The following is a 21,145-nucleotide window of genomic DNA, read 5'->3' as shown; positions in this document are numbered from 1 at the left end:
CCCTCGTCGGCGTCGGCGTCGTCAACCAGCAGTACGGCCTCGCCCTGATCGGGCTCCTCGGCCCCGTCCTCGGCCTCGCCCGCCGCCACACAGACGACGGGGGCGGCACGTGAGCTGGCGCGGACTCGGCGAGCTGCTGCTGTTCGCGCTCCTCGTCGTCCTGCTGTCCGCCGTCGCCGGACTCGGCCTCCTCGCCGCCGCCCTCTGGCTCCTCGTCACCGTGTGACCGGACGCTCAGGCGGCGTCCTTGACGAGCTGTCCGGCACGCTGGAACGACACGCCGAGCACCGCGCCGATGTCGCGGAGGCTGAGGCCTCGGGCGCGGAGTTCACGGGCCGCCACGCGGGCCTCCTCGGCCGAACGCCGGTTCGCGTCGGCGGCCTGCTCGCGCAGCCGGGCGGCCTCGTCCATGTGGGCGCGGACCTCCGGCGGCACCAACAGCTCGACCCGCACCTCGACCTCGGCCGGGTCGATGTCGTAGACGGTCGCCACGGCGTCGGCCGCCATGGCCTCGACCTCGGAGTAGGTGCGGGCCTGGGTGAAGACGCCGCCGTCGTTGACGTCGGGAATCTCGATGGCCCACCACTTGCCCTCACGCTGGGCGACAGCCTTGACGTTCATCGCCGCTCCTCCTTCTCCATGTGCTCGATGATCTTCCCACGCTTGACGGTCATCGTCCGACCGCTTCGACCGTGCGGCGCAGGCTGTCCCGAGGCATCGCCACGTACACGCGCGTCGTCGCCGGTGAGGCGTGCCCGAGGAGGTCCTGCACGGTGAACACGTCCCGGTCCACTTCGTAGGCTTTCGTCGCGAAGCGATGCCGTAGCTTGTGCATGGTCCAGCCGTCGGGCAGGACACGGCCGACGAGCGTCCCCACCCAGCGCGGCGACAGGTGCCCGCCGTCCTCGCCGGGGAACGCCCACCCCTTCGGCAGGGCGCGCAGCTCGCTGGCGAGGCCGCTCGGCAGCGGCAGCACGCGCGTCTTGTCGCCCTTGCCCGTGACGATCAGCGACCAGCCCTCCAAGTCCTCGACCATGTTGCGTGAGTGGACCGTGGCGACCTCGGCGCGCCTGAGACCCAGCTCGCCCGCCAACCGCACCATGAGCCGCACCCGCTCGTCGGCCCGCGCCAGCGCGTGCCGGTACGCCTCGTCGGTCACCGGCCGAGGGTGGGGCTTCGCCGCCTTCACCGCTGGCAGGGCCTCCACCGGATCACTCGCCGCATGGCCCGCGAGCAGCGCCCACTTGTAGAACGACTTGAGACTGTTCCGGTAGCCGCGTCGCGTCTCCGTCGCCCACGACTGGGCAGCGAACCACCTCACGAGATCGGTAGTCTCCACAGCCCACGGGCTCCCCCCGAGCCCCCGAGCGATCCGGTACAGGTGCTGACGCCGGGTGTCCATCGACCCCCGCTTCGCGCCGCCCGCCTGCATGTACTCCACGTACGAGCCGATCGCGTCGGCCCACTCTTTCGTCAGACTCACGGCGCGTCACCCTAGATCCCGGTCTCGGGAGGCGGGCGCAGACACCCGCGCTTCGCGCACAGCCATGGCTCGCCCTCGAAGTCGAGGTGCAGGGCGTGGTCGCCGTCCCGGCAGGCGTCACAGATGTGAATGTCACGGCTCATGACGCGCGCTCCGCCCGGTATGCGGCGAGGTCGGCGACGAGCCCGGACTCCCAAGCAGGATGTTGCGGGTTCGAGTCCCGTCGTCCGCTCCGCTCGCCCCTTCCGCCTCGGCGGAGGGGGCGTTTCCCGTTTCCAGCCACTCCACCGGCACACCCGTAGCCAGCGACCACGCGTTAAGCGTGATCCGACGGACCTTGTTGTTGTCGTTCTCGGCGTTCGTCACAGTCGCTTGCGAAACGCCGATCCTCTCCGCGAAGGCCCGTGTCGTCAGCCCCGTCATTTGCCGCGCCTTCCGCAGCCGATCCCCCATCGTCCACTCAGGGATCCGAACGCCTTCATACTCCACGGCATGCGATGTCATGGTTCCAAGTTATGTCACCACGGGATTTTCCGCAACTACCACCATGAACGACTTGCGTCATTACTATGTCATGACATAACTTAGTCGCATGATTACCGATGTGTTGACTGTCGCCGAGGCGGCGAAGGCTCTGGGGATCAGCCGACGCGCCGTGATCCGTCGCATCCACGCCGGGTCGATCTCGGCCGAAAAACTCAGCGCCGGAACGACCGCCCCGTTCCTGATTCACGTCACCGAGGTCGAGCGGGTACGCGCCGACCAGGCTGCTCACAAGCAGCCGGACGAGGCCGAGCGGTGACGGCGGGGTCGAGGTCCTCAGTCAGCGGATCGAGCAGCTGGTCAGGTGATGGCCGGTGAGCGGGTCGTACGAGGCGGAGGCGGCGCTGCGGCTGGTGCTGGAGCGGGTGTCGTCCGGGGAGTCGGGCGATGCGGTGTGGTCGAGCGCTGAGGGCCGTGTGGTGTTGGCCGAGTTGGATCGTCGGAGTCGGCATGTGGCGCGGGTTGCGTGCGAGTCGTGGCCTGCGGCTGCGGGGAGGTCGGCTCAGCTCGCGGGCGTGTTGACGTCGGAGGGTTGGGTGTTCCTCGCGGATCCGCCTGAGGCGTTGCTGGGGTCTGTTGGTCGTCCTTGGGCGTACGTCGAGGCGTTTCTGCGGAGGGTCGCCAGGCGGGAGATGACCGCGACTGTGTGGCAGTGCGGTCCGGGGGTGGCGGCGAACCCGGGCCGTCGGGCCACTTCCTCGCTTCTGTTGTTGGACGACCGGGTGTTGGAGCGGGAGCTGGAGCGGCGTTCGGGTTCGTCTCTCGTCGAAGCGTCGCCGCTCGGGCGGGACGTCGAGCTGGTGCGGGAGGTGCTCGCCGAGGTGGTGGACGCGTTGGCGGGCGTGGGGGTGCCTCGCGGGGTCGCGGAGTTCGGCGTGTGGCAGGTGGTGGCGGTCGTCTCGACGTTGCGGTCGCGTGACCGTATCCATCGGGCGGCGCGGGCGGACGAGCGTCTGGCGGAGCGGTTCAGTCCGACGGCGGTCACGGGTCTGCTGAATCTGCTGTTGGGGACTCGCAGGCAGGGCGCGGAGTCGTCCCTGGTGGGCGTGTTGGTGGAGGCGGCGCGCGAGGGGCGTCCGATGCCGTTCACGGCGTTGGCTCACGTGAACGTGCTGCGCGACCTGGAGATGGTCGCCGCGGACTTCGTGTGGCCGGCCTCGGAAGCGGCGTCGGCGGCCGCGTCGTGACGGCGAACGCCGTGGGGCGCGTTTTGTGTGCCCGTGGCGTGCATATGGCGGGCGAGAGGTGGTGAAAAAAGTGGGCCGCAGCCCTGATCGAGAGAATCAACTGCGGCCCACCAACACAATGGACTTCTATTGTGACGTAGAAGGGTCGCCGGCGCAACTGGCGTCGGCGTGGGCGTTGACTCGGGCGGTCTCGCCGCGTCCGGTGGCGCGTGTCGCGGCCGTCGACGGCGCCGGCGTTCCGCTGAACTTGTACCCGTCGACCGTGCCGGTCGCGGGTCCGCCGCCGCTGGTGCCGTGGGCTGTGCATCTGGCCGGCGGCGACGGCGGGTTCGTCCTGGTCGTGTTCGATTTCGACGAGGCCGCCGACGGCGATCCCGCTGGCGAGGCGGAGCGGGTCGCCGGCCTGTTGCGGTCGGCGGGGGCGCGGCCGCTGGTGTGCGCGTCGTCGGGCGCGGGGTCGGCGCGGCGGCATGTGTGGGTGCGTCTGAGCGAGCCGGTCTCGCCTGAGGTGGCGCGCAAGTGGGCGCGTGCGGCGGCGTTGGCGTGTCCGAGCCTGGACCCGTCGCCGTTGATGAATCCGGCGACGGGTTGTGTGCGTCCGCCTGGCGCCCCGCATCGTGGCGGCGGCCGGTCCGTGGTGGTCGGCGGGGACGTCGAGGGGTGGCTGTCGGAGGCGTCGGCGCCGGCGGCGGTCGCGGCGGCGGTCGATGTGTTGCGGGGCGAGGTGTCGCGGGCGGCCGCCGTCGACGTCTCGGCCGGCCGCGCCGCCTCGCCGGGTCGGGGTCCCGTGGTCGTCGACGAGCGTGGCTTCCCGAGGCTTCCTGGCGCCAGGCGGGCTCTGCCTCCGGGTTCGGCCGCGGCGTCGCGCGGCGTCGGCGACGACGCGTCGCGGACGTTGGCGGGCGTTCTGGCCGGGGCGGCGCGGGCGCGCTGGTCGTTGGCCGAGGTCCGCGCCGAGTTGGGCGGTTGTCCGGGCCTTGAGCATGCGCGGACCCGCCGTGCGGGGGCCGGACGGCGTGAGCGGCGATCGCCCGGCGAGTCGGCGCGCGTGTTGGAGGCCGCGTGGGCGCGGGCGGTCGACCTCGCGGCGTCGACCGCGCCGGTGTCTGGCGGCGGTTCGGACGTCCTCGACGGCCGCCTGGTCGAGGTGGTGGCGGCGGTCGAGGACGTCCAGTCCCGCGCGGACGCGGCCGCCGGGCGTTGGACGCGGGGTCGGGGGGCGGCGCAGCGGCGCGTGCTGGACGCCTTGTGCCGGTTCGCGTTGCAGGCGGTCCGCACTGGCGTGGAGGCCGACGTCCGCCGGTTGGCGCTGACGGTCGGAGTCGGTCGCGAGTCGGCGAGGTTGGCGTTGCGGGCGCTCGCCGTCGAGGGGTGGATCAGGTTGTCGGTCGAGGCCGACGGCGTGCACGGGCACACGTGGGAGCTCCGACCGCCCCCCGGAAAGTTTTCCACATCCTCTGACATCGAGAGGGGTCACAAGTCTGTGACGCCCCCCGGGGGTTCCGGGCTCTCCCCCGTGGTGGGGGCCGAGGCGCTGGAGGTCGCGTGGGTCGATCGCGACTACTGGCTGCAGGTCCTGGGCCGGCGCGTGGAGGTGTACGCGCATCCGTGGTTCAGCTCGGCCGGTGCTGGTTTCGCCGTCGGGAACCTGCGGGCTCGGGCGTACGAGGAGCAGACGCGGTTGCCGAACTGGGACGAGCTCGACCGTCTGGCCTCCGGTCCGGGCGGTCCTGCGGAGGTGGTCGCGGCGCGACGGGCGGCGTACGCGGCCGAGAGGGCGCAGTGGGCGTGGTGGACGAGCGAGGTGTCCTGGTTGCGTGCGCCCCGGCATGCGCGGGCCGCCTCCAGGCGTCCTGGTTTCGGGCAGTTGGACTTGGAGGGCCGGCTGGCGACGGCGGAGGCCCGGTATCCGCGCGGTTCCGACGGGCGTCCTGACCACGTCCTGGCGCGTGTGCTCGCCGCGGCCTGACCTGCGTCGTGTCCCAGCTCTCGAGCAGCTTGCGCGCCGCTGCGACCCGCCCGTGCCTGCTCTCGCATCTTCAGAGCAGGCGCGAGGTCTTCCGGCTCACGCCGTGCGCGCGTACGCCTCCAGCGCCTCGCGCGCGACGGCCGAGAGGGTCTTGCCCTCGCGTTCGGCGCGCGCGAGGAGCAGGTCGCGGACCTCGGGGTCGACGCGGACGGCGAGGGCGGGCGTGCTCCCGGCCGCGCCTGTGAGGGAGGGTCGGCCGCCGCGTGCTTTCTCGAACTCGGCGGCGGCCGCGTCGGCGTCGGCCTCGGTGATCCGTTGGCCGTCTTTGCCGGTGACGACGACCTCGTCCAGGTCGATGTCTCCGGCGTCGGTGTAGGTGGTCATCGCGTTCACTCCTTTTCGTTTCCGCGGTAGCGGGTGGGCATGACGTGGACGACGAGGAGGGTTTCGCCGTCGTCCACGACGAACCCGGCGATCTCCAGTTCGATGCCTCGGTCGTCGAGTCCGGTCCACTCGTGGACTTCCTCGCCCTGGTCGTTGACGGTGATCGTGGGGTCGTTGTTGGTGATGACGTGGAACGCGCGGGCGCGGCCGATCTTGTGTTTGCGGCTGCTGCGCGTGAACTGCGTCCTCATGCCTTCACCGTATGACGGAACGTCGGTAATGTCAAACGAAACCTGGCCCTCGACCCGACCGCGATCACGGCCACGGCCACGGCCACGGCGCGGAGCGGCGTTACGATCACAGGTGCCACCTTCGCCGGTGTCTTTATGGCACTCTCACGGTCAGGTCATACGGGGTCGTAGCCGGTGACCTCGCGGTACTGCTCGTGCCGTCGGCACCAGCGGCCGTGCCAGCGGCCGGCCCGCTCGTCGTAGTGCTGTTCTGCCCGCTCGTCGCAGCCGGTGGCGGCGCAGGCCCGGCGGCGGGGGCGGGGCGGCAGTGCGGCGGCGATCCGCTGCGCCGCCGTCCTCGTCTGCTCGCGGTAGTGCTCGTAGCACAGGCCGGCGCCTTTGGCCGGTCGTCCGCAGTCGTCGACGGTGCAGCGCGGGGTTCTCATGGGTTCGTCTCTCTCGCGTGGGCGGTTGTCTCTCGTCCCCATGTGCACGCCTTCGTCCGCGCGCGGTCGCGGACCGTCGGCGCCTGTCCGCCTGTGGACGACAGGACCCTTGCACCGCTTCGCGGGGTCCTCGTCGCCCACAGGCGGACAGGGTCCGGGCGTCGGGAGCTTCTTCGGGCGGGCGTTTTGTGTGCCCGCGGTGTGCACATGGGCGTGAGAGGCAGGCCGCGTCCGGCGGCGTGCCGCGGGGTGAGGGGTCCGGCCGGTGGAGGTGTGGCGCTTGAGCGTGGCTGTCGACGGGGAGTCGGTGGTCGTCACGGGCGATCCGTGGCCCGGCGAGGAGTTGGACTATCCGACCGCTGTGGAGCGTGTCGCGGCGGGCCTGAGGGCGCACGCGTGGCTGCGGGTCGAGACCCGTGCGGGCCGGCAGGTGTTCGTCGACGAGTTCGTGGCTCCCTCCTCGGAGGACTCCGCCGCTCCGCCGCTCCCGGCGACGCCTGCGGTGGCGGCGGCCGCCGAACTCGCGGCGGCGGCCCCGGCCGCCGTCGCGACCGCGGAGCGTGTCCGTCGTGGTGTGACGCGGGTGCTTCCTCCTGGCCGTCGTCGCAAGCGCCGCGCGGGAACGGCCGTCGCGGCCGTCGCGGCCGCGCTGGTGGTGCTCGTGGCCGGCGTGCCGGCGGCGTGGTCGCTGTTGGCGCGCGACGCCCCTGAGCCCGGTTCCGGTGCGGAGCTGCTGTCGCCGGCGCTGGTCGACGTCGGGCAGCGAGCCGGGCTGGGCGAGGAGGCGTGGCAGGCGGCGGTCGATCCGGCCGCGACGGTCGTGGCGACGTCGGCGGGCGTGGTGGTCACCGGCGACGGCCGGTGGCGGGTCGTCGCCTCCGACGGGACGGCGTCGGCGGCGTTGGCGTTGCCGGGGACGCCGGAGCTGGTGGCCGAGGCCCGCGTCGACGGCGAGCACGTCCTCGTCGCGCAGGCGGGAGGTCGGCTGTTGTGGTGGTCGCCGGGGACGCCCGAGGCGTGGGCGGGCTCGGTCGGCCTGCCCGCGGGCGCGGCGGTGTCGACGGACGCCGGCGGCCTGCTGGTCGTCGCGGGCCTGGAGGCGTTCACGCTCGTCGACGGGCGGCTCGTCGACGTGGCGGTGCCCGCCGGGACGACGCCGGTGGCGTTGACGCCCGACGGCGAGCTGATGGCGTTCGAGCCGCCCGCGCGCCTGGTGGTCGGCGGCGAGCCTGTGACGTTGTCGGCCCCCTCGGCGGCCGCGGAGGACCATGCCCGGCCGAGGGTGGTCGCGGTCACCGGGCCGGCCGTGATGGTGGCGTGGGCCGGCGGGTCGTCCGGTCGGGCGTGGCTCGCCGGACACGCGGTCGAGGACGGCGAGGCCGAGTGGCTGGCGGAGGTCGGCGGCCGGACGGCCGCCGAGGGCGTGTGGCGACGGGCCGGCGACCGGTCGGTCGCGGTGTTCGGCGACCTGGTCCTGGCCCCCGACGGCCGGCCGACGGCCCGGTTGGAGTCCGCGGGGCTGGTGCTGGGGGTCCGGCCGGGACTGGTGCTGGCCGACGCCGACGGCGCCGGCGTGGCCGTCACGGCCCAGGGCGTCCCCGTGGAGGCGTCGTCCGGGGCGGTCGGGCTGGTCGACGGGTTGCTGGTGACCAGGTCGCAGGGCTCGTTGACCGCGTGGCGGTTCGAGGATTTCGACGGAACGAGAGAAGGAACGGAAGATGAGAAGTGACATGTCGGGCAGGCGGCGCCTGCGGGCGCTCTCGGCGGCGACGCTGGCGGGCACGGTCGCGGTGGTGGGCGTCGCGGTCGCCCCGGTCGCGGTCGCGGCCGCGCCGACGACCGCCGAGGTCGTCGAGGACCAGACCGGTCGGGGACGGTTGACGGCCGTCCCCCTGCAGGCGGCGTCGACGCCGGTCACGGCCATGCTGTCGCAGTGGCCGGCCGGGGCGACGGTGAGCGTCGTGGCGATCCCCGAGGACGCCGACAGCGGCCAGCCGGCCTACTTCACGCAGGTCGTCGTCGACGAGGACGGCGCGGGCGAGTGGACGCAGCTGTTCGAGGTGACCGCGACGACCACGTACGTCGTCTCCGCGTCCGCTCCGGACGTCGGGTCGGCCGAACCCGTCCGGGTGGACGTCGTCGACGACTCGGGGGTCTCGCTGGAGTTCGAGCCGGTCGGCGGCGTGGTGGGGGTCGGCGAGAGCGTCGCCGTCGTCGGGACGGGCCTGGTCGAGGACCTGCTGACGCCGGTGCTGGTGGTGCGCGACTCGGCCGGCGCGCTGGTCGGCGAGCAGGCGTTGGCCGTCGACGGCGGCCTGGTCGCCGCCGACGTGTCGTTCGCGTCGGCGGGCGTGTACGAGTTGACCGTGGAGGTGCGGCTGTCGGGGCTGCCGATCACGGTGCGGGTGCTGCCGTTGGGGCAGGTGACCGTCGTCGCCGACACGCCGGTCGACCCGGTCGACCCGGTCGACCCGGGAGGGTCCGGTGTCGACCCGGTCGATCCGGGAGGGTCCGGCGACGGCGCGGGCGACGGGTCGGACTCCGACGACGGGTCGAGTCCCGACGGCGACGAGGCGGTGGTCGCCGACCCGCCGAGCTTCCAGGTGCTGGACCGGCTTGCCGATCAGAGCGGGCAGTCGGGCGTCGGCGCCCTCGGGTGGCTGTTCGGCTCGGACCTGGCCGACGACGGCGGGGGTCTGGTCGACCAGCTCGGCCGGACGCCGGACGCGTCGGGCGGGGACCGTGACGTGGTGGAGGTCGAGCTCGCCGACGGCGGCGACGGCCGACGCGTCGACGACGACCGGTTCCCGTCGGCTTGGTGGCCGGCCGTCGGGCTCGCGGCGGCCGCGCACGTCGCCGCGCTGGGCTGGCTGGTCCTCGGCCGACGACGCCGCGAGGACGACGACGAGTCGACGTGGGACGACGACGAGTCGACGTGGGACGACCTGTCACCGCAAGACGATACGGTCGGGCGCTGAGCCGTGCCGACGATGAGGGGAAATCTGCGATGAACCGGAACAAGCAACTCGTGATCGCCGGGGCGTTCATGCTCGTGCTGATGGTCGCCTCGGGCGTCACGCTGATCTCGATGGCCGGAGGCGGCGCCGACGGCCGGGACGGCGGCGGGTCCGCGAGCGGGTCCGTCGAGCTGGCGGAGGGGTCGGGGTGTCTGCCCGCTGAGACCCCGTTGGACCCGTACGGCATCCCGTTGACCGACGACCCCGAGGTGTACGCGTGCGGGGTCGCCGAGTGGGCGCTGACCGCCGACCTCGCCGACCCCGAGTGGGACACCGCGAAGATCGCCGGCCACCTCCAAGCGGTCGAACCCATGAACCGGCAGTTCGCGACCGAGTCGCTCGACATCCAGGAGGCGGCGGGCAAGGAGGCCTCGCCGTTGAACATGGTGCTGTCGAGCCTGCAGGACGAGGACTCGAAGAAGTTCCGCGCGGAGTTCCTCGGCGGCGAGGCGGCGTCGGAGTTCTTCGGCGAGTCGGGCTCGTTCGTGGTCGACGAGGTCGACGAGTGGGACCTCTACGAGCGGGCGATGGAGGCGAACGACTGGCTCCGGCCCTACACCGTCTGGGAGGACATGACGATGTATCTCGTGACTGGGACCGAGACGGTCGTCGGCGTCACGGAGACCGGCGCGCCGGTCGAGGACAGCGAGGAGCGGAACCTGCTCGTCGGCGTGTGGTGCTCCGAAGGCCGGTGCACGTTGGGGTACGTCGGGCACGAAGCCTCGATCGAGGAGGAAACCTCCAAGTTCCACGCTTGGATAGAATACGCCGAGCAGTCCTGACCCCCGCCCCGCGAGGCGCCCCGCCCGTCCGGGCGGGGCGTTTTGTGTGCCCGGCGGGTGCATATGGCAGGCGAGGGGCCTGCCGCGCGAGGCGGCGGCCCGCCAGGAGTGAGGAACCGCCATGGACCAGCCGCCCGACGCCGCCGACGGCCGCCCGGACCGGGGGCGCGCCCGATGAGGACGGCGCCGGTGCGCCCGTCCGAGTCCATCGTCCCGGATATCCCGTCGGTGGGCGAGATCGCCGACGAGGTCGCGTCCCGTGTGATCGACCCGATCATCTCGGCGATGCCGTCGGCGGAGGATCTGACGACGGGTGTGGCCGACACGGTCGGCGACACGGTGGTCACCGCGATGGGCGGCGTGGGGGCGCAGCTGACGGCGGCGGTCCTGGGCGCGTTCGCCGAGGGCGTCTCGGCGGTCGCGTTGGGCATGGTGTCGATGATGCTGGAGTTCACGGTCGGGGCGACCGGGCCGGTCCTGGACGCGTCGTACATCTACGACCAGGCGGGCCGCATGTTCGCGCTCGGCGTGGTGATCACCGGCGCGTTCATCTCGTTGCAGGTGCTCGTCGACCTGGTGAAGTTCAAGTCCCCGACGAGGATGGTCGCGATCGCGGCGCGTGCGTTGGCGGCGGTGATCGGCACGGGCGCGTCCTTGCCTGTGGTCGCGGCGCTGTCGAACCTGGTCGACGTGTTGAGCGACAACATGCTGTCGCTGGCGGTCGGCGACCTCGCCGTGATCCGGCAGCGGTTCGTCGACGTGTTCGAGCCGCTGTTGGACAACGACGCGCTGGCCGAGCAGATCAGTCTGGACCCGACGCTGTCGACTCTGATCCCGACGGAGCTGTGCGCGCCCGCGGGCGCGATCCTGGCGATCGTCGTCGGCGTCCTGGTGATCGTGTCGACGGTGATCGTGTGGTTCGCGCTGCTGCTGCGCGACAGCATGCTGATCATCTTCGTGGTGATCGCGCCGGTGGCGATCGCGGGCATGGTGTGGGACCCGGCGAAGTCGTGGTGGCGCAAGTGGGCGTCGGCGACGACCGCGTTGCTGTTCTCCAAGCTGGGCGTGTTCGTCGTGTTCAGCGTCGGCTTGGCGGGGATCGCCGCGGTCACGACGCCCGGCGGCGTCCAGGCGTCGTTCCCCCAACGGCTGGCGACGATGATGTCGATGATCCTCATGCTGATCCTGGCCGGTTTCGTGCCGTGGGCGGCGTTCAAGTTCTTCGACTTCCTCGGCGAGGAGGCGGTGTCCGGACTGCACCGGGATTCGGGGTCGCCGGTGACGAAGCCGACGTCGCAGGTGGCGAATCTGATGAGTCCGGCGAACATCTTGACCACGGTGATGAGGGCCGGGCGGGGCGCGGGGTCCGCGCCACCCGTCGGGCAGGGCGGAACGCAGCAGGGCGGAACGCCGCCGCCCGCCACCACCGCCTCGACCGGCGGCGGCAGTCCGGGCGGCACCGGCAGTCCGGGCGGCGGCTCCACCGGGCCGTCGGGCTCGACCGGGGGCGGCAGTCCGGGCGGCGGCTCCACCGGCTCGACCGGGTCGACCGGGTCGACCGGCGGCGGCAGTCCGGCGAAGTCGCAGGCGGGGTCGGGGCCGAAGCCTCCGCCGTGACCGGGCGCGCGCTCGTCGCCGCCGGCGTCGTGCAGGCGCCGTGCGGGCGCCGTGGTGCGCGGGCCGCTGTTTCGTGTGCCCGCGGCGTGCACATGGCAGACGAGGGCGGGCCGCGTCGGGCGGGCCGCCGCAGGGGTGCGAGGAGCTGTCATGGAGGAGGCCCGCGAGGTCTATATGCGGTTGGGCGAGCAGGACTGGTGGCGGACGCTGCGGAGTCTGGCGACGCGGCCGGAGGACCCGGTGTGGCATTACGACGTCGCGGCGCTCGACGATCTGCTGTATCGCGAGCTCGACCGTCGGCTGCTGGAGTACTCGGGTGGTTCGTTCGTGCGCGACGGGGACGCCCTGGTGCGGATCCCCGGCCGCGAGACGCCCGAGGCGGTCGTGTCGATCCCGGATCTGTCGGAGATCTCGGACGCCCCCTCGGTGCGCGCGGAGATCGACCGCCATCGGCATGTCGAGGCGGCCGAGGTGTTCAGCTACGAGACGCGTGCGGGCGAGAGGATCACGGGCACGCTTCCGGAGGTCAGCGCGCGTCTGGCCGCCCGGCACGGCGTGGACCGGTTGCCGGTGTGGCGGGACGCGGCGATGGCCGGCCCGTTCGAGACGGCGGCCGAGGTGGAGGCGGCGTCCGCGTCGGTCACGACCCTGGCGAGGTGGGAACGCTGGGCGGCCGGAGTCGAGGGCCGGAGCCGGAGCGAGGTGGAGGACTCGTTGACGCGTCGCGGGTCGCTGCGGATGGCCGTGCAGGTTCGTGAGGGCGACGAGTGGGAGGTGGTCGCGGCCGGTTCGCCGGTGACCCGCCGGCTCGATGCCAGTTCGGCGGAGTATCGGGTGGCGATGGTCGACGACCACGGGGACGTGGTGGCCGCGTCCAAGCCGTCGGTGTTCGACGATCCCCGTCGTCAGCGGCATCTGCCCGGTCCTGCGACGCCTCGGCTGGCGCCGGAGCCGCATCTGTTGCCGCCTGCCGTGTCTGGTCCGTCGCGGTCGTTGTGACCGGTCCGCGGGAGGCTCGTGATGGCGTCGGAGGTGTTGGGGCACGCGTGGGCGGCTCATCGTGCGGTGACGCGGTCGTGGAACCGACGTGAGTCCGACCCGCGTTCGCTGTTGCGGTCGTGGCCCGCGTTGGCGGCGGCCGCCGGACGGGCTCGGGTCCGGCTGGGCCTGCCCGACGAGGGCCGTTCGATCGCGCAGGTGGCGTCCGCGTCGGAGGCCCTCGAGCGGGCCGGGCTGGAGCAGGGGTGGCTGCGTCCTGGCCGGTCGGACTCCGCGACGACGGCGGCGGCGGCGGAGCTGGACAAAGCGTCTCTGGCCGGCGGCGGGCTGTCGGCGGCTGACGCCTTGCAGGCGTCCCGGGTGGTCGCCGGGACGCTGCGGCTCGGTTCGCACCATGTGGCGGCCGCCGCGCGGGACCGCGCGGACCAGATCGGTGTGGGGCGTTCGTTGAATCCCGAGGTCGGTGACGCGGCGCGGGACGCGGAGATGCTGTGGCGGTACGTGTCGGCGCGGTTCGCGGCGATGGAGGTCTCGGTGGAGCCGCATCGCGGCGACGGGCCGGCGCCCGCGCCGGTGCGGGCGCTGGCTGACGCCTCGGCGGAGTGGACGACACAGGCCAGGCTGGCGTTGGCGCGGCAGCCGACCGCGTCGACGGTGTGGGCGGTCGCCGCGACCGAGCGGGACGCGGCGGCCGCGCTGGTCGAGCACGTCGACCGGGCGCATGAGGGCGGGCTGGTCGACGCGGCGACGGTCGCGTCGGTGCGGCGGGGGACGGTCCCCGCGAGTCTCGGGTGGGAGCGGCTGGCGGCGATGATGGAGAAGCTGGGGGCGGTGGGGCCTGTTCGGCCGCCTGGGCTCGAACCCGTGGCGGCTCGTTTGGCGGGCGCGGCCCGGCAGTTGACGGATCTGCCGGCGACGCCTGCGGGGTTGCGGGTGGCGACACGTCATGCGGCGGCCGCGATGGGGACGGCGGCGATGCTCGAGGATCTGCGTCTGAGTCGGGAGTTGACGGTGCACGCGGCCGCGTTGAACGCGTATCTGCGTTCCCCTGAGGAATCGGCTCTGGCGGCGGTGGTCGATCCTCATGCGGTCGCGCACGGGCGCATGGCGCCGATCCCACGCGGCACGAAGGTCGCCGACGCGGTCTCGGTGACGCCTCGTCTGGCGCATCTGTCGGTGCGGGCGTCGGCGGGGCTGGGCTCGGTGACGACGCCCGGTCTGACGGGCGCGGCCACTGGTCCGAAGGTCGACTACCGGCCGCCGTCGCGCTAGTTGTGGCGGGTTTTCCACAGTTTGAAATTTTTCTCCCACGAGGGGTCGGAATGCGGTTGGCTGTATGTCATGGACCAGCTGTCGAGCGAAGGGCGCGTGTGATGGTGACGAAGGTGGACGATCCGGAGTTCCGGGATCTGGCGTGGGAGGTGTGCAAGGAGTGCAGCCGTCTGTCGTGGGAGGCGAGGCGGCAGTCGTCGTTCCTGGACCCGTTCGAGCGGTCGCGGCTGGGCTGGCTGCTGTCGCAGTTGCAGCACGACGCCTCGATGGCGTTGTGGTCGATGCAGTTGTTGACGGGGCTCGCGAACCCGGCCACGCCGCCTGTGCTGATGGGCGAGCTGACGCAGCCGTTGGAGGTGTTGATGCCGCAGCTGGTCGACCCGTGTGCCGACGTCACCGCCTACGGCAGCGACGACGCCTCGGCCCATCTCAACACCGCCTTCATCAGGATCGGCGACGTGCTGGAGGGGTTGCGCGCGATCGGCGGGATCGACGGCGCGCCGGACTTGTCGCCGCCGACCGGGTACACCGTGGAGGAGCGGGACGCGGCGGTCCGGTACATGCGTGGCCTGTTGGGCGAGCTGTCCGAGGCCGACGGGACGCCGTTGTTCGACGCGACGGGTCTGGAGGTGTCGGACACGTGGGAGCCTCGGACGGGTCCCGGCGTGGACACGACGCTGCTGCGGGAGCCCTGGTGACGGGCGGCGGCCTCGCTGACCGGTTTGTGTGCCCGGCGGGTGCACATGTGGTTGGGCGGGCTCCTGTTCTCGCGCTTCCTGCCCCGACGGTGAGCTGCGCGGGGCGGGGAGGCGTCCGTGGACCTTCGGGCGGGGATCGTGTCGGCGCGGGGCTCTATGGTGCGACCGCCGGGGCGTGCTCGTCCCGACGGTCAGCTGCAGTTCGATTTGTGGGGGCTGCCGGAGTCGGCGGCCGCCGGGGCGGTGTCCCGTCCGAACGATCCAGGAGAGGCGAGTCATGATCGACGCGACGCAGATACGCCGGATGTGGGAGGCGATCAGTCCGGAGGCGGTCGAGGCGTTGGAGGACCCGGAGGGGTTCTTCAGGGGTCTGGCCGAGACGGCGGGGGAGCAGATGGTGTCCCTGTACGACCAGCTCGACTCCGATCCGACGTTCATGCCGTGCGACCCGGAGGACTTCATGGCGAGGGTGGCACGGGGCCGGCAGGCGCAGTGGACGGCCCGCGAGACGGCGTTGGCGGAGGTTCCGCTGCCGAGCCCGCCGCCGGTCGACCCGGAGGCCGAGGAGACGGCGGAGGCGGCGGCGAGCCTGCGGCGCTCTTTGGAGGACTGGGCGACGCGGAAGCACTTCGATCTGTGGGCGCTGGTCGTCGAAGCTCGCGAGGACGCGGGCGTGAGGAGTCGGGAGGAGTTGGACGCCGATCCGGCGGTCGAGGAGTTGGAGGCGGTGCTCGACCCGTATCTGATGGCCAACCTGATCACCGAGACCCGTTGGTGCTCGATTTTGAGGCTCCCGGAGAGTCTGTTGCGCGATCTGGTGATCCACGGGCCGCGGCAAGCCGAGCTGTTGCCGAGCCCGGACGACCCGATGCTGTTGGAGGCGGTTCGTCGAGAGATCGAGTGGGAGCGCCGCCTGAACGAGATCGACGACCCGGCCGAGCGGCTGATACTCGAACGGAAGATGTTCGCCGACCGGTAGCGGAAGGGTCTTCGCGTTTCGTCCCGGGCACGGTGGGTGTCCCGTCGGGCGCGAAGGCCCGCTTCGCGGCGAACGTCGCCGCGATCGAGACCGTCGGCCGGGTGGAGGCCGAGGGACGGGCCGCGACGCCGACCGAGCGGGAGGTGTTGGCCCGCTGGTCGTCGTGGGGCGCGATCCCTGAGGTGTTCGACGAGGCGAAGGCCTCATGGTCGGCGGAGCGGGCGCGGTTGCGCGGCCTGCTGGACGAGGGCGAGTGGGCGGCGGCGCGGCGGACGACGTTGAACGCCCACTACACCGATCCGGACTACGCGCGGGCGATGTGGGACACCCTGGTCGATCTCGGTTTCACCGGCGGGACTGTGCTGGAGCCGGGGTCGGGTCTGGGCACGTTCATCGGCCTGGCGCCGGACGGCGTGGAGGTGACGGGGGTCGAGCTCGACCCGATGACGGCGCGGATCAGCCGGGCGTTGTATCCGCACGCCCGGGTGCGGGCGGAGTCGTTCGCCGAGACGCGTGTGCCGGAGGGCTCGTTCGACGCGGCGGTCGGGAACGTGCCGTTCGCTCAGACGAGGCTGCACGACCCGGTGCACAACCCGAACGGGCATTCCCTGCACAACCACTTCATCGTCAAGAGCCTGCGGCTGACCCGGCCGGGCGGCATGGTGGCGGTGTTGACGTCGCGGTACACGATGGACGCCCAGAACCCCGCGGCACGGCGGGAGATGGCCGAGCTGGCGGATCTGGTCGGCGCGGTGCGGTTGCCGTCGGGGGCGCACCGGCGCACGGCGGGCGCCGACGTGGTCACCGACCTGTTGGTTTTGCGGCGCCGCGAGCCGGGCCGTGAGCCCGTCGACACGTCCTGGACTCAGGTGGCCGAGATCGAGGTCGACGGACGCCCCACGCAGGTCGGCTCGTACTTCACGGCTCATCGCGAGCACGTGCTCGGCGAGGCGCGGCTGCGCAGCGGCCGGTACGGCTCGGACGTGCTGGAGGTGGTCGCCGACGTCGGTCGGACGCCGACGCGGCTGCGGGAGGCGTTGGCGTCGATCGTGGCGTCCGCGCGCGAGTCGGGTCTGACCGTGTCGGCCCGTCCGGCCGAGGCTCCGTCGCCGGAAGCGTCGGGGTCGGCGCGTCCGCCGGCGGAGGCGGCCTGGTCGGGGACGGTCGTGGAGACGTCCGATGGTTTCGGGCGGGTCGGCGTCGACGGGACGGTCGAGCCGGTCAACGTCGCGAAGAAGCACGCCGACGAGGTGCGCATGTTGATGGGGTTGCGCGATCAGGCGACCCGTTTGCTGGAGTTGGAGTCGTCGAGTCGTGACGACACCGGCGAGCTCGGCGGGGCTCGCGCGTTGCTGCGGACCGCCTATGAGGAGTATGTGGCGGCCTACGGTCCGGTGAACCGGTTCACGCTGCGCCGCACCGGCCGGACTGATCCGGAGACCGGTGAGGACAAGCACGCGAAGGTGATCCCTCCTGCTGTGCGGTTGTTCCGTAAAGACCCATTCGGTCCGGTCGTGCAGGCGCTGGAGTTGTACGACGAACAGACTCAGGCGGCGCGGCCCGCGCGACTGTTGAACGAACGTCAGTTGGCGCCTCGGTTGGAGGTGCTGGGGGTCGACACGCCTGCTGAGGCGTTGGCGGTGTCGATGGACCGCACCGGTGGCGTCGACCTGGAGCTGGTGGCGAGCCTGCTCGGCGTCGACGAGCAGACGGCGCGCCGCGGTTTGGACGGCCTGGTGTTCGACGATCCGGCGTCGGGGCGTCTGACGCCGGCTCCGGAGTACCTGTCCGGCGATGTGCGGGTCAAGCTCGAACGGGCGCGAGAGGCCGCTGAGACCGATCCTGTGTTCGCGGCGAACGTGGCGGCGCTGTCGGAGGTGTTGCCGGAGCCGCTCGGGGTGGCCGAGATCGAGGTCGGCATGGGGGCGGCATGGCTCGGTGAGGGCACTCACGAGGAGTTCTTGAAGGAGGTTTTGGCCGATCCGGGGGTGAGGGTGGCGTCGCCGGAGCCGGGACGATGGCAGGTCGGGGGTTGGAAGACGTCCTCGATGGAGGCGACCAGCGTGTGGGGCACCGACCGGGTCGACGCCTACCGGATCGCGCAGGCGGTCATGCAGAACCAGGTCGGCCAGATCGTCGTGTCCGACACCGGCCGGGACGGCGGGAAGGTCGTCGACGTCGACGCCACGACGGCGGCGCACGAGAAAGCCGCGGCGATGGCCGAACGGTTCAGTTCGTGGGTGTGGGAGGACCCGGAACGGGCCTCTCGTCTGGTCGACGAGTACAACCGTCGGTTCAACTCGATCGTGTTGCGCGACTACAGTGCCGCCGGCGAGCATCTGAGCCTGCCGGGTTTGGCTGAGAGTTTCGAGCCGCGCCCGCATCAGCGGTCGGCGGTGGCGCGGATGATCGCCGAGCCCGCAGCCGGTCTTTTCCATGAGGTGGGCGCGGGGAAGACCGCCGAGATGGTCATGGGCACGATGGAGTTGCGCCGCCTGGGCATGGTGTCCAAGCCGGTCGTGGTGGTGCCGAACCACATGCTGGAGCAGTTCACTCGTGAGTGGTTGCAGCTGTACCCGCGTGCCCGGTTGTTGGCTGCGGGGTCGGCCGACCTGTCCGGTGACGATCGTCGCATGTTCGTGGCCCGGGCGGCCGCGCACGACTGGGACGCGGTGCTGATGACGCACGGGTCGTTCAAGAAGGTCGGTTTGCGCGCGGAGACCCGCGCGGCGCATGTTCAGCGTGAGGTGGACGCCAAACGCGCCTATCTGGCGGCCTCCGGCGCTGGCGAGAAGGGCATGAGCGTCAAGAACATCGAGAATCGGCTCGCGGGGGCCGAGGAGAACGCCAGGAGAGGTCTGGAGACCGGCGACAAGGACGCGGGTCTGTCTTTCGAGGACACCGGTATCGACTATGTCGTCGTTGACGAGCTCCACACTCATAAGTCGATCGCCATCGACTCGGCGATCGACGGGATGAGCCGGCCGAAGGGCTCGGCGGTGGCGACGGACCTGCTGATGAAGCTCGACTATCTGCGCGGTCAGGGGTTGGAGCGGGTCGCGACCGGCGCGACGGCGACCCCCTTGCCGAACTCGGTCTCCGAGGCGTTCGTGATGCAGCGGCTCCTGCGCCCCGATCTGCTGGAGTCGGCCGGCATCGCCCATTTCGACCAGTGGGCGGCGACCTTCGGGCGGACGGTCACCGAGATGGAGGTGACCCCGACGGGCGCTGATTTCAAAATCAAGACGCGGTTCGCCAGTTTCCAGAACGTCCCCGAGATGCTGCGCATGTGGTCGACGTTCGCCGATGTGAAGACCGCCGAGGATCTGAACCTTCCGACGCCGGAGCTCGTCCGACGACCCGACGGCCGCCGGGCGCCCGAGACCGTGGTGGTCTCCCCCACGGTCGAGCAACGCGACTACATCGCGTCCCTGGTCGAGCGTGCCGAGAAGGTCTCGAACAGCCGCCGTGCGGGCAAAGGCGAGGACAACATGCTCGTCATCACCACCGACGGCCGCAAGGTCGCGATGGACCCGCGCATGGTCGACGCGCTGACGCCCGGGACGAGCCCGTCGGGGCCCACGAAGGTCGACGTCGCCGCCGACCGCATCCATGCGACGTGGCAGCGCACGCGCGACAACGTCTACACCGACCCGGACACCGGGGAGCCCGAGCCGACGCCGGGCGGTTTGCAGATCGTGTTCTCCGACCTCGGTATGCCGAACCCCGGCCGGTGGAACGTCTACGAGGAGTTGAAGGCGCAGCTCGTCGACCGGGGCATGCCGGCCGAGAAGATCCGGTTCATCGGCGAGGCGAAGACCGACGACGACAAGGCGCGCCTGTTCGCGGCCGCCCGGTCGGGTCATGTGTCGGTGCTGATCGGGTCGACGCAGAAGATGGGCGTCGGCACGAACGTGCAGCGACGCGCCGTCGGCCTGTACCACTTGGACTGTCCGTGGCGGCCCAGCGACATCGCACAGCGTGAGGGCCGCATCATGCGTCAGGGGAACCAGAATCCGGAGGTCGAGATCGTCCGGTTCGTGACCGAGCAGAGCTTCGACGCGTACATGTGGCAGACCGTCGAGCGGAAGGCGAAGTTCATCGGTCAGGTGATGCGTTCGCGTCTGGACGCCCGGGAGATCAACGAGCTCGACGACGGAGCCTTGTCGGCGGCCGAGGCCAAAGCGTTGTCGTCGGGCAATCCGCTGCTGCTGGAGCACGCGGCGGCGACCGCGGAGGCGACCCGCCTACGACGGTTGAGCCGCGCCCACGACGCCGACCAGGCGCGTCTCGTCCACACACGGGACTCGGCGTTGGCGTCGCAGTCGGTGCTGTCGAGGCGGATCGAGCAGCTCGAGGCCGCCGCGGCGCGGGTGGTCGATCTGACCGGCGACCGGTTCACGATGAGGGTGGGCGGCCGGACGGTCCGTGAACGTTCCCTGGCGGCCGATGGTCTGCGTGACGCGGTGGTCAACAGCCGCCACCGTTCGGCAATGGCCGGGGGGCGTCGCTCGCTCGGCGTGATCGGCTCCGTGTCCGGATTCGACGTCGAGGCCGCGTACGTCGCGGCCAACGGCATGACGGCGATCGAGCTTCGCCTCGCCGAGGTGCCGGGTTCGGGCTTCCAGATGACCCAGCAGGCGTTCCTGGGCTCGGGTCACGGGGTGGTGACGAGGTTGGAGAACCGGGTCGCCGGGATCTCGGCCCGGCTCGACCAGACCCGGCGACGGCTCGCCGAGGCCGAACAGGGCGCCGAGCGGGCGGCGGGCATGGTCGGCGCCCCGTTCAAGCACGCGGACGAGTTGGCGGCCGCGGTCGACCGGCTCGCCGACGTCGAGCGACGCATGGGGCAAGCCCGGCAGGAGTCGCTCGCCTCGGCCAGCCCGTCGGGCCCTGGAGAGATCACGACTCCGGAGCCGGTCGCCTCGCTGGTGGTCGGGACGCGACGGAAGATCCGGGACAGCACGCAACTCGTCGAGGCGTTCGATACCGCGCGTGAGGACGCCTCTGTCCGGTTCGTGCTGGAGTTGGACCTTCCCGAGGGCGGCGGGCTGACGATCAACGACGCGCCGGCGAACGTCGAGGTGGAGGTGGTCGGGTCGAGCCATGTCGTCGTGGGCGGGAACGTGCGTGTGACGGGACGGGAGCGTTGCCAACTCGTGTTGAAGGATCGGGCGAGGGCCGACGTCGCGGACGAGGGTCGCGTGGTCGCTCGTGACGGCGCCCGGGCGCGTCTGAGCGGTCATGCTCAAGGAGGAGCTGACGGGACGGCCCACCTGGTGCTCCACGGGCACAGTACGGCGGTCTTCCGAGGACGGTCGACCGGCGACCTCCACGACCACGCGACGGCCGACGTCGGCGGCTCGGCGAGGGTGCTGCCGCACTCGGACACGGTCAGGGTGGCCGCTTCTGGCCGGGGGCGCGTCGTGGACCGGTGGGAGACCCCGGCGTCGCATGCCCCTGGTGTCCTCGCGGTCGGCGTGTTCGACGGCCGGAGTCTGCCCGCCGCTCCCCCGTCGCCGACTCGCTGACCGGTTTG

Annotated in this window: 19 protein-coding genes; 12 read left to right on the top strand and 7 right to left on the bottom strand. The window is 71.8% G+C overall.

Annotated elements, in window-relative coordinates:
• Positions 1–234: 234 nt before the first annotated feature.
• From QM621_RS08245 to QM621_RS08230, 4 genes are read right to left on the bottom strand one after another with little or no spacing between them, the layout of a single operon-like run.
• The gene (locus QM621_RS08245; RefSeq protein ID WP_414989897.1) at positions 235–621 is read right to left on the bottom strand and encodes a hypothetical protein; all 387 of its coding nucleotides are present in this window, start codon (positions 619–621) and stop codon (positions 235–237) included.
• 49 nt (positions 622–670) lie between these two features.
• Positions 671–1,483, bottom strand: coding sequence for a tyrosine-type recombinase/integrase (locus QM621_RS08240; RefSeq protein WP_414989896.1), 813 nt, complete (start codon positions 1,481–1,483; stop codon positions 671–673).
• An 11-nt stretch (positions 1,484–1,494) separates the two neighbouring features.
• Entirely contained in the window at positions 1,495–1,626 is a 132-nt protein-coding gene (locus QM621_RS08235; protein ID WP_414989895.1) for a hypothetical protein, read from the bottom strand.
• Positions 1,616–1,936, bottom strand: a complete 321-nt coding sequence (locus tag QM621_RS08230) for a helix-turn-helix domain-containing protein (protein WP_414989898.1) — start codon at positions 1,934–1,936, stop codon at positions 1,616–1,618. Before QM621_RS08230 ends, QM621_RS08235 begins: the two co-directional genes overlap by 11 nt.
• A gap of 139 nt (positions 1,937–2,075) precedes the next feature.
• On the opposite strand from QM621_RS08230, the gene QM621_RS08225 reads away from it, so the two are divergent.
• The 3 genes from QM621_RS08225 to QM621_RS08215 all read left to right on the top strand — a co-directional run bounded on the left by QM621_RS08225 (position 2,076) and on the right by QM621_RS08215 (position 5,182).
• Positions 2,076–2,285 (top strand): excisionase family DNA-binding protein, encoded by a 210-nt coding sequence (locus tag QM621_RS08225; protein WP_414989894.1) that lies wholly within the window; start codon positions 2,076–2,078, stop codon positions 2,283–2,285.
• Positions 2,286–2,340: 55 nt separating this feature from the next.
• Complete coding sequence (locus tag QM621_RS08220; protein ID WP_414989893.1) at positions 2,341–3,213, top strand: hypothetical protein; 873 nt, start codon at positions 2,341–2,343, stop codon at positions 3,211–3,213.
• A 118-nt stretch (positions 3,214–3,331) separates the two neighbouring features.
• Positions 3,332–5,182, top strand: coding sequence for a hypothetical protein (locus QM621_RS08215; RefSeq protein ID WP_414989892.1), 1,851 nt, complete (start codon positions 3,332–3,334; stop codon positions 5,180–5,182).
• Between the two features lie 96 nt (positions 5,183–5,278).
• Here the strand turns inward: QM621_RS08215 and QM621_RS08210 are convergent, their stop codons facing one another.
• The 3 genes from QM621_RS08210 to QM621_RS08200 form a co-directional block, all read right to left on the bottom strand.
• Positions 5,279–5,566, bottom strand: a complete 288-nt coding sequence (locus QM621_RS08210) for a hypothetical protein (RefSeq protein ID WP_414989891.1) — start codon at positions 5,564–5,566, stop codon at positions 5,279–5,281.
• Between the two features lie 5 nt (positions 5,567–5,571).
• Entirely contained in the window at positions 5,572–5,817 is a 246-nt protein-coding gene (locus tag QM621_RS08205; RefSeq protein ID WP_414989890.1) for a hypothetical protein, read from the bottom strand.
• Between the two features lie 155 nt (positions 5,818–5,972).
• On the bottom strand, positions 5,973–6,242 hold the full coding sequence (locus QM621_RS08200; protein WP_414989889.1) for a hypothetical protein: 270 nt from the start codon (positions 6,240–6,242) through the stop codon (positions 5,973–5,975).
• A gap of 280 nt (positions 6,243–6,522) precedes the next feature.
• On the opposite strand from QM621_RS08200, the gene QM621_RS08195 reads away from it, so the two are divergent.
• The 9 genes from QM621_RS08195 (at position 6,523) to QM621_RS08155 (ending at position 21,137) form a co-directional block, all read left to right on the top strand.
• Complete coding sequence (locus QM621_RS08195) at positions 6,523–7,971, top strand: hypothetical protein (RefSeq protein ID WP_414989888.1); 1,449 nt, start codon at positions 6,523–6,525, stop codon at positions 7,969–7,971.
• Positions 7,961–9,220 (top strand): hypothetical protein, encoded by a 1,260-nt coding sequence (locus QM621_RS08190; protein WP_414989887.1) that lies wholly within the window; start codon positions 7,961–7,963, stop codon positions 9,218–9,220. Before QM621_RS08195 ends, QM621_RS08190 begins: the two co-directional genes overlap by 11 nt.
• Positions 9,221–9,249: 29 nt before the next feature.
• Positions 9,250–10,041, top strand: a complete 792-nt coding sequence (locus QM621_RS08185) for a hypothetical protein (protein WP_414989886.1) — start codon at positions 9,250–9,252, stop codon at positions 10,039–10,041.
• A 189-nt stretch (positions 10,042–10,230) separates the two neighbouring features.
• The gene (locus QM621_RS08180) at positions 10,231–11,658 is read left to right on the top strand and encodes a hypothetical protein (protein WP_414989885.1); all 1,428 of its coding nucleotides are present in this window, start codon (positions 10,231–10,233) and stop codon (positions 11,656–11,658) included.
• A gap of 150 nt (positions 11,659–11,808) precedes the next feature.
• On the top strand, positions 11,809–12,657 hold the full coding sequence (locus QM621_RS08175; protein WP_414989884.1) for a hypothetical protein: 849 nt from the start codon (positions 11,809–11,811) through the stop codon (positions 12,655–12,657).
• 21 nt (positions 12,658–12,678) lie between these two features.
• Positions 12,679–13,929 (top strand): hypothetical protein, encoded by a 1,251-nt coding sequence (locus tag QM621_RS08170; RefSeq protein ID WP_414989883.1) that lies wholly within the window; start codon positions 12,679–12,681, stop codon positions 13,927–13,929.
• 101 nt (positions 13,930–14,030) lie between these two features.
• Positions 14,031–14,627, top strand: coding sequence for a hypothetical protein (locus QM621_RS08165; RefSeq protein ID WP_414989882.1), 597 nt, complete (start codon positions 14,031–14,033; stop codon positions 14,625–14,627).
• Positions 14,628–14,904: 277 nt separating this feature from the next.
• Positions 14,905–15,606 carry a hypothetical protein gene (locus QM621_RS08160; protein ID WP_414989881.1) on the top strand — a complete coding sequence of 234 codons (702 nt, stop codon included), beginning with the start codon at positions 14,905–14,907 and terminating at the stop codon, positions 15,604–15,606.
• A gap of 32 nt (positions 15,607–15,638) precedes the next feature.
• Positions 15,639–21,137, top strand: a complete 5,499-nt coding sequence (locus QM621_RS08155) for a helicase (RefSeq protein ID WP_414989880.1) — start codon at positions 15,639–15,641, stop codon at positions 21,135–21,137.
• The last annotated feature ends 8 nt before the right edge of the window (positions 21,138–21,145 follow it).

The sequence above is a fragment of the Aeromicrobium sp. genome (assembly GCF_047606445.1).
GTDB lineage: Bacteria > Actinomycetota > Actinomycetes > Propionibacteriales > Nocardioidaceae > Aeromicrobium.
This window is presented reverse-complemented; position numbering and strand designations above follow the sequence as displayed.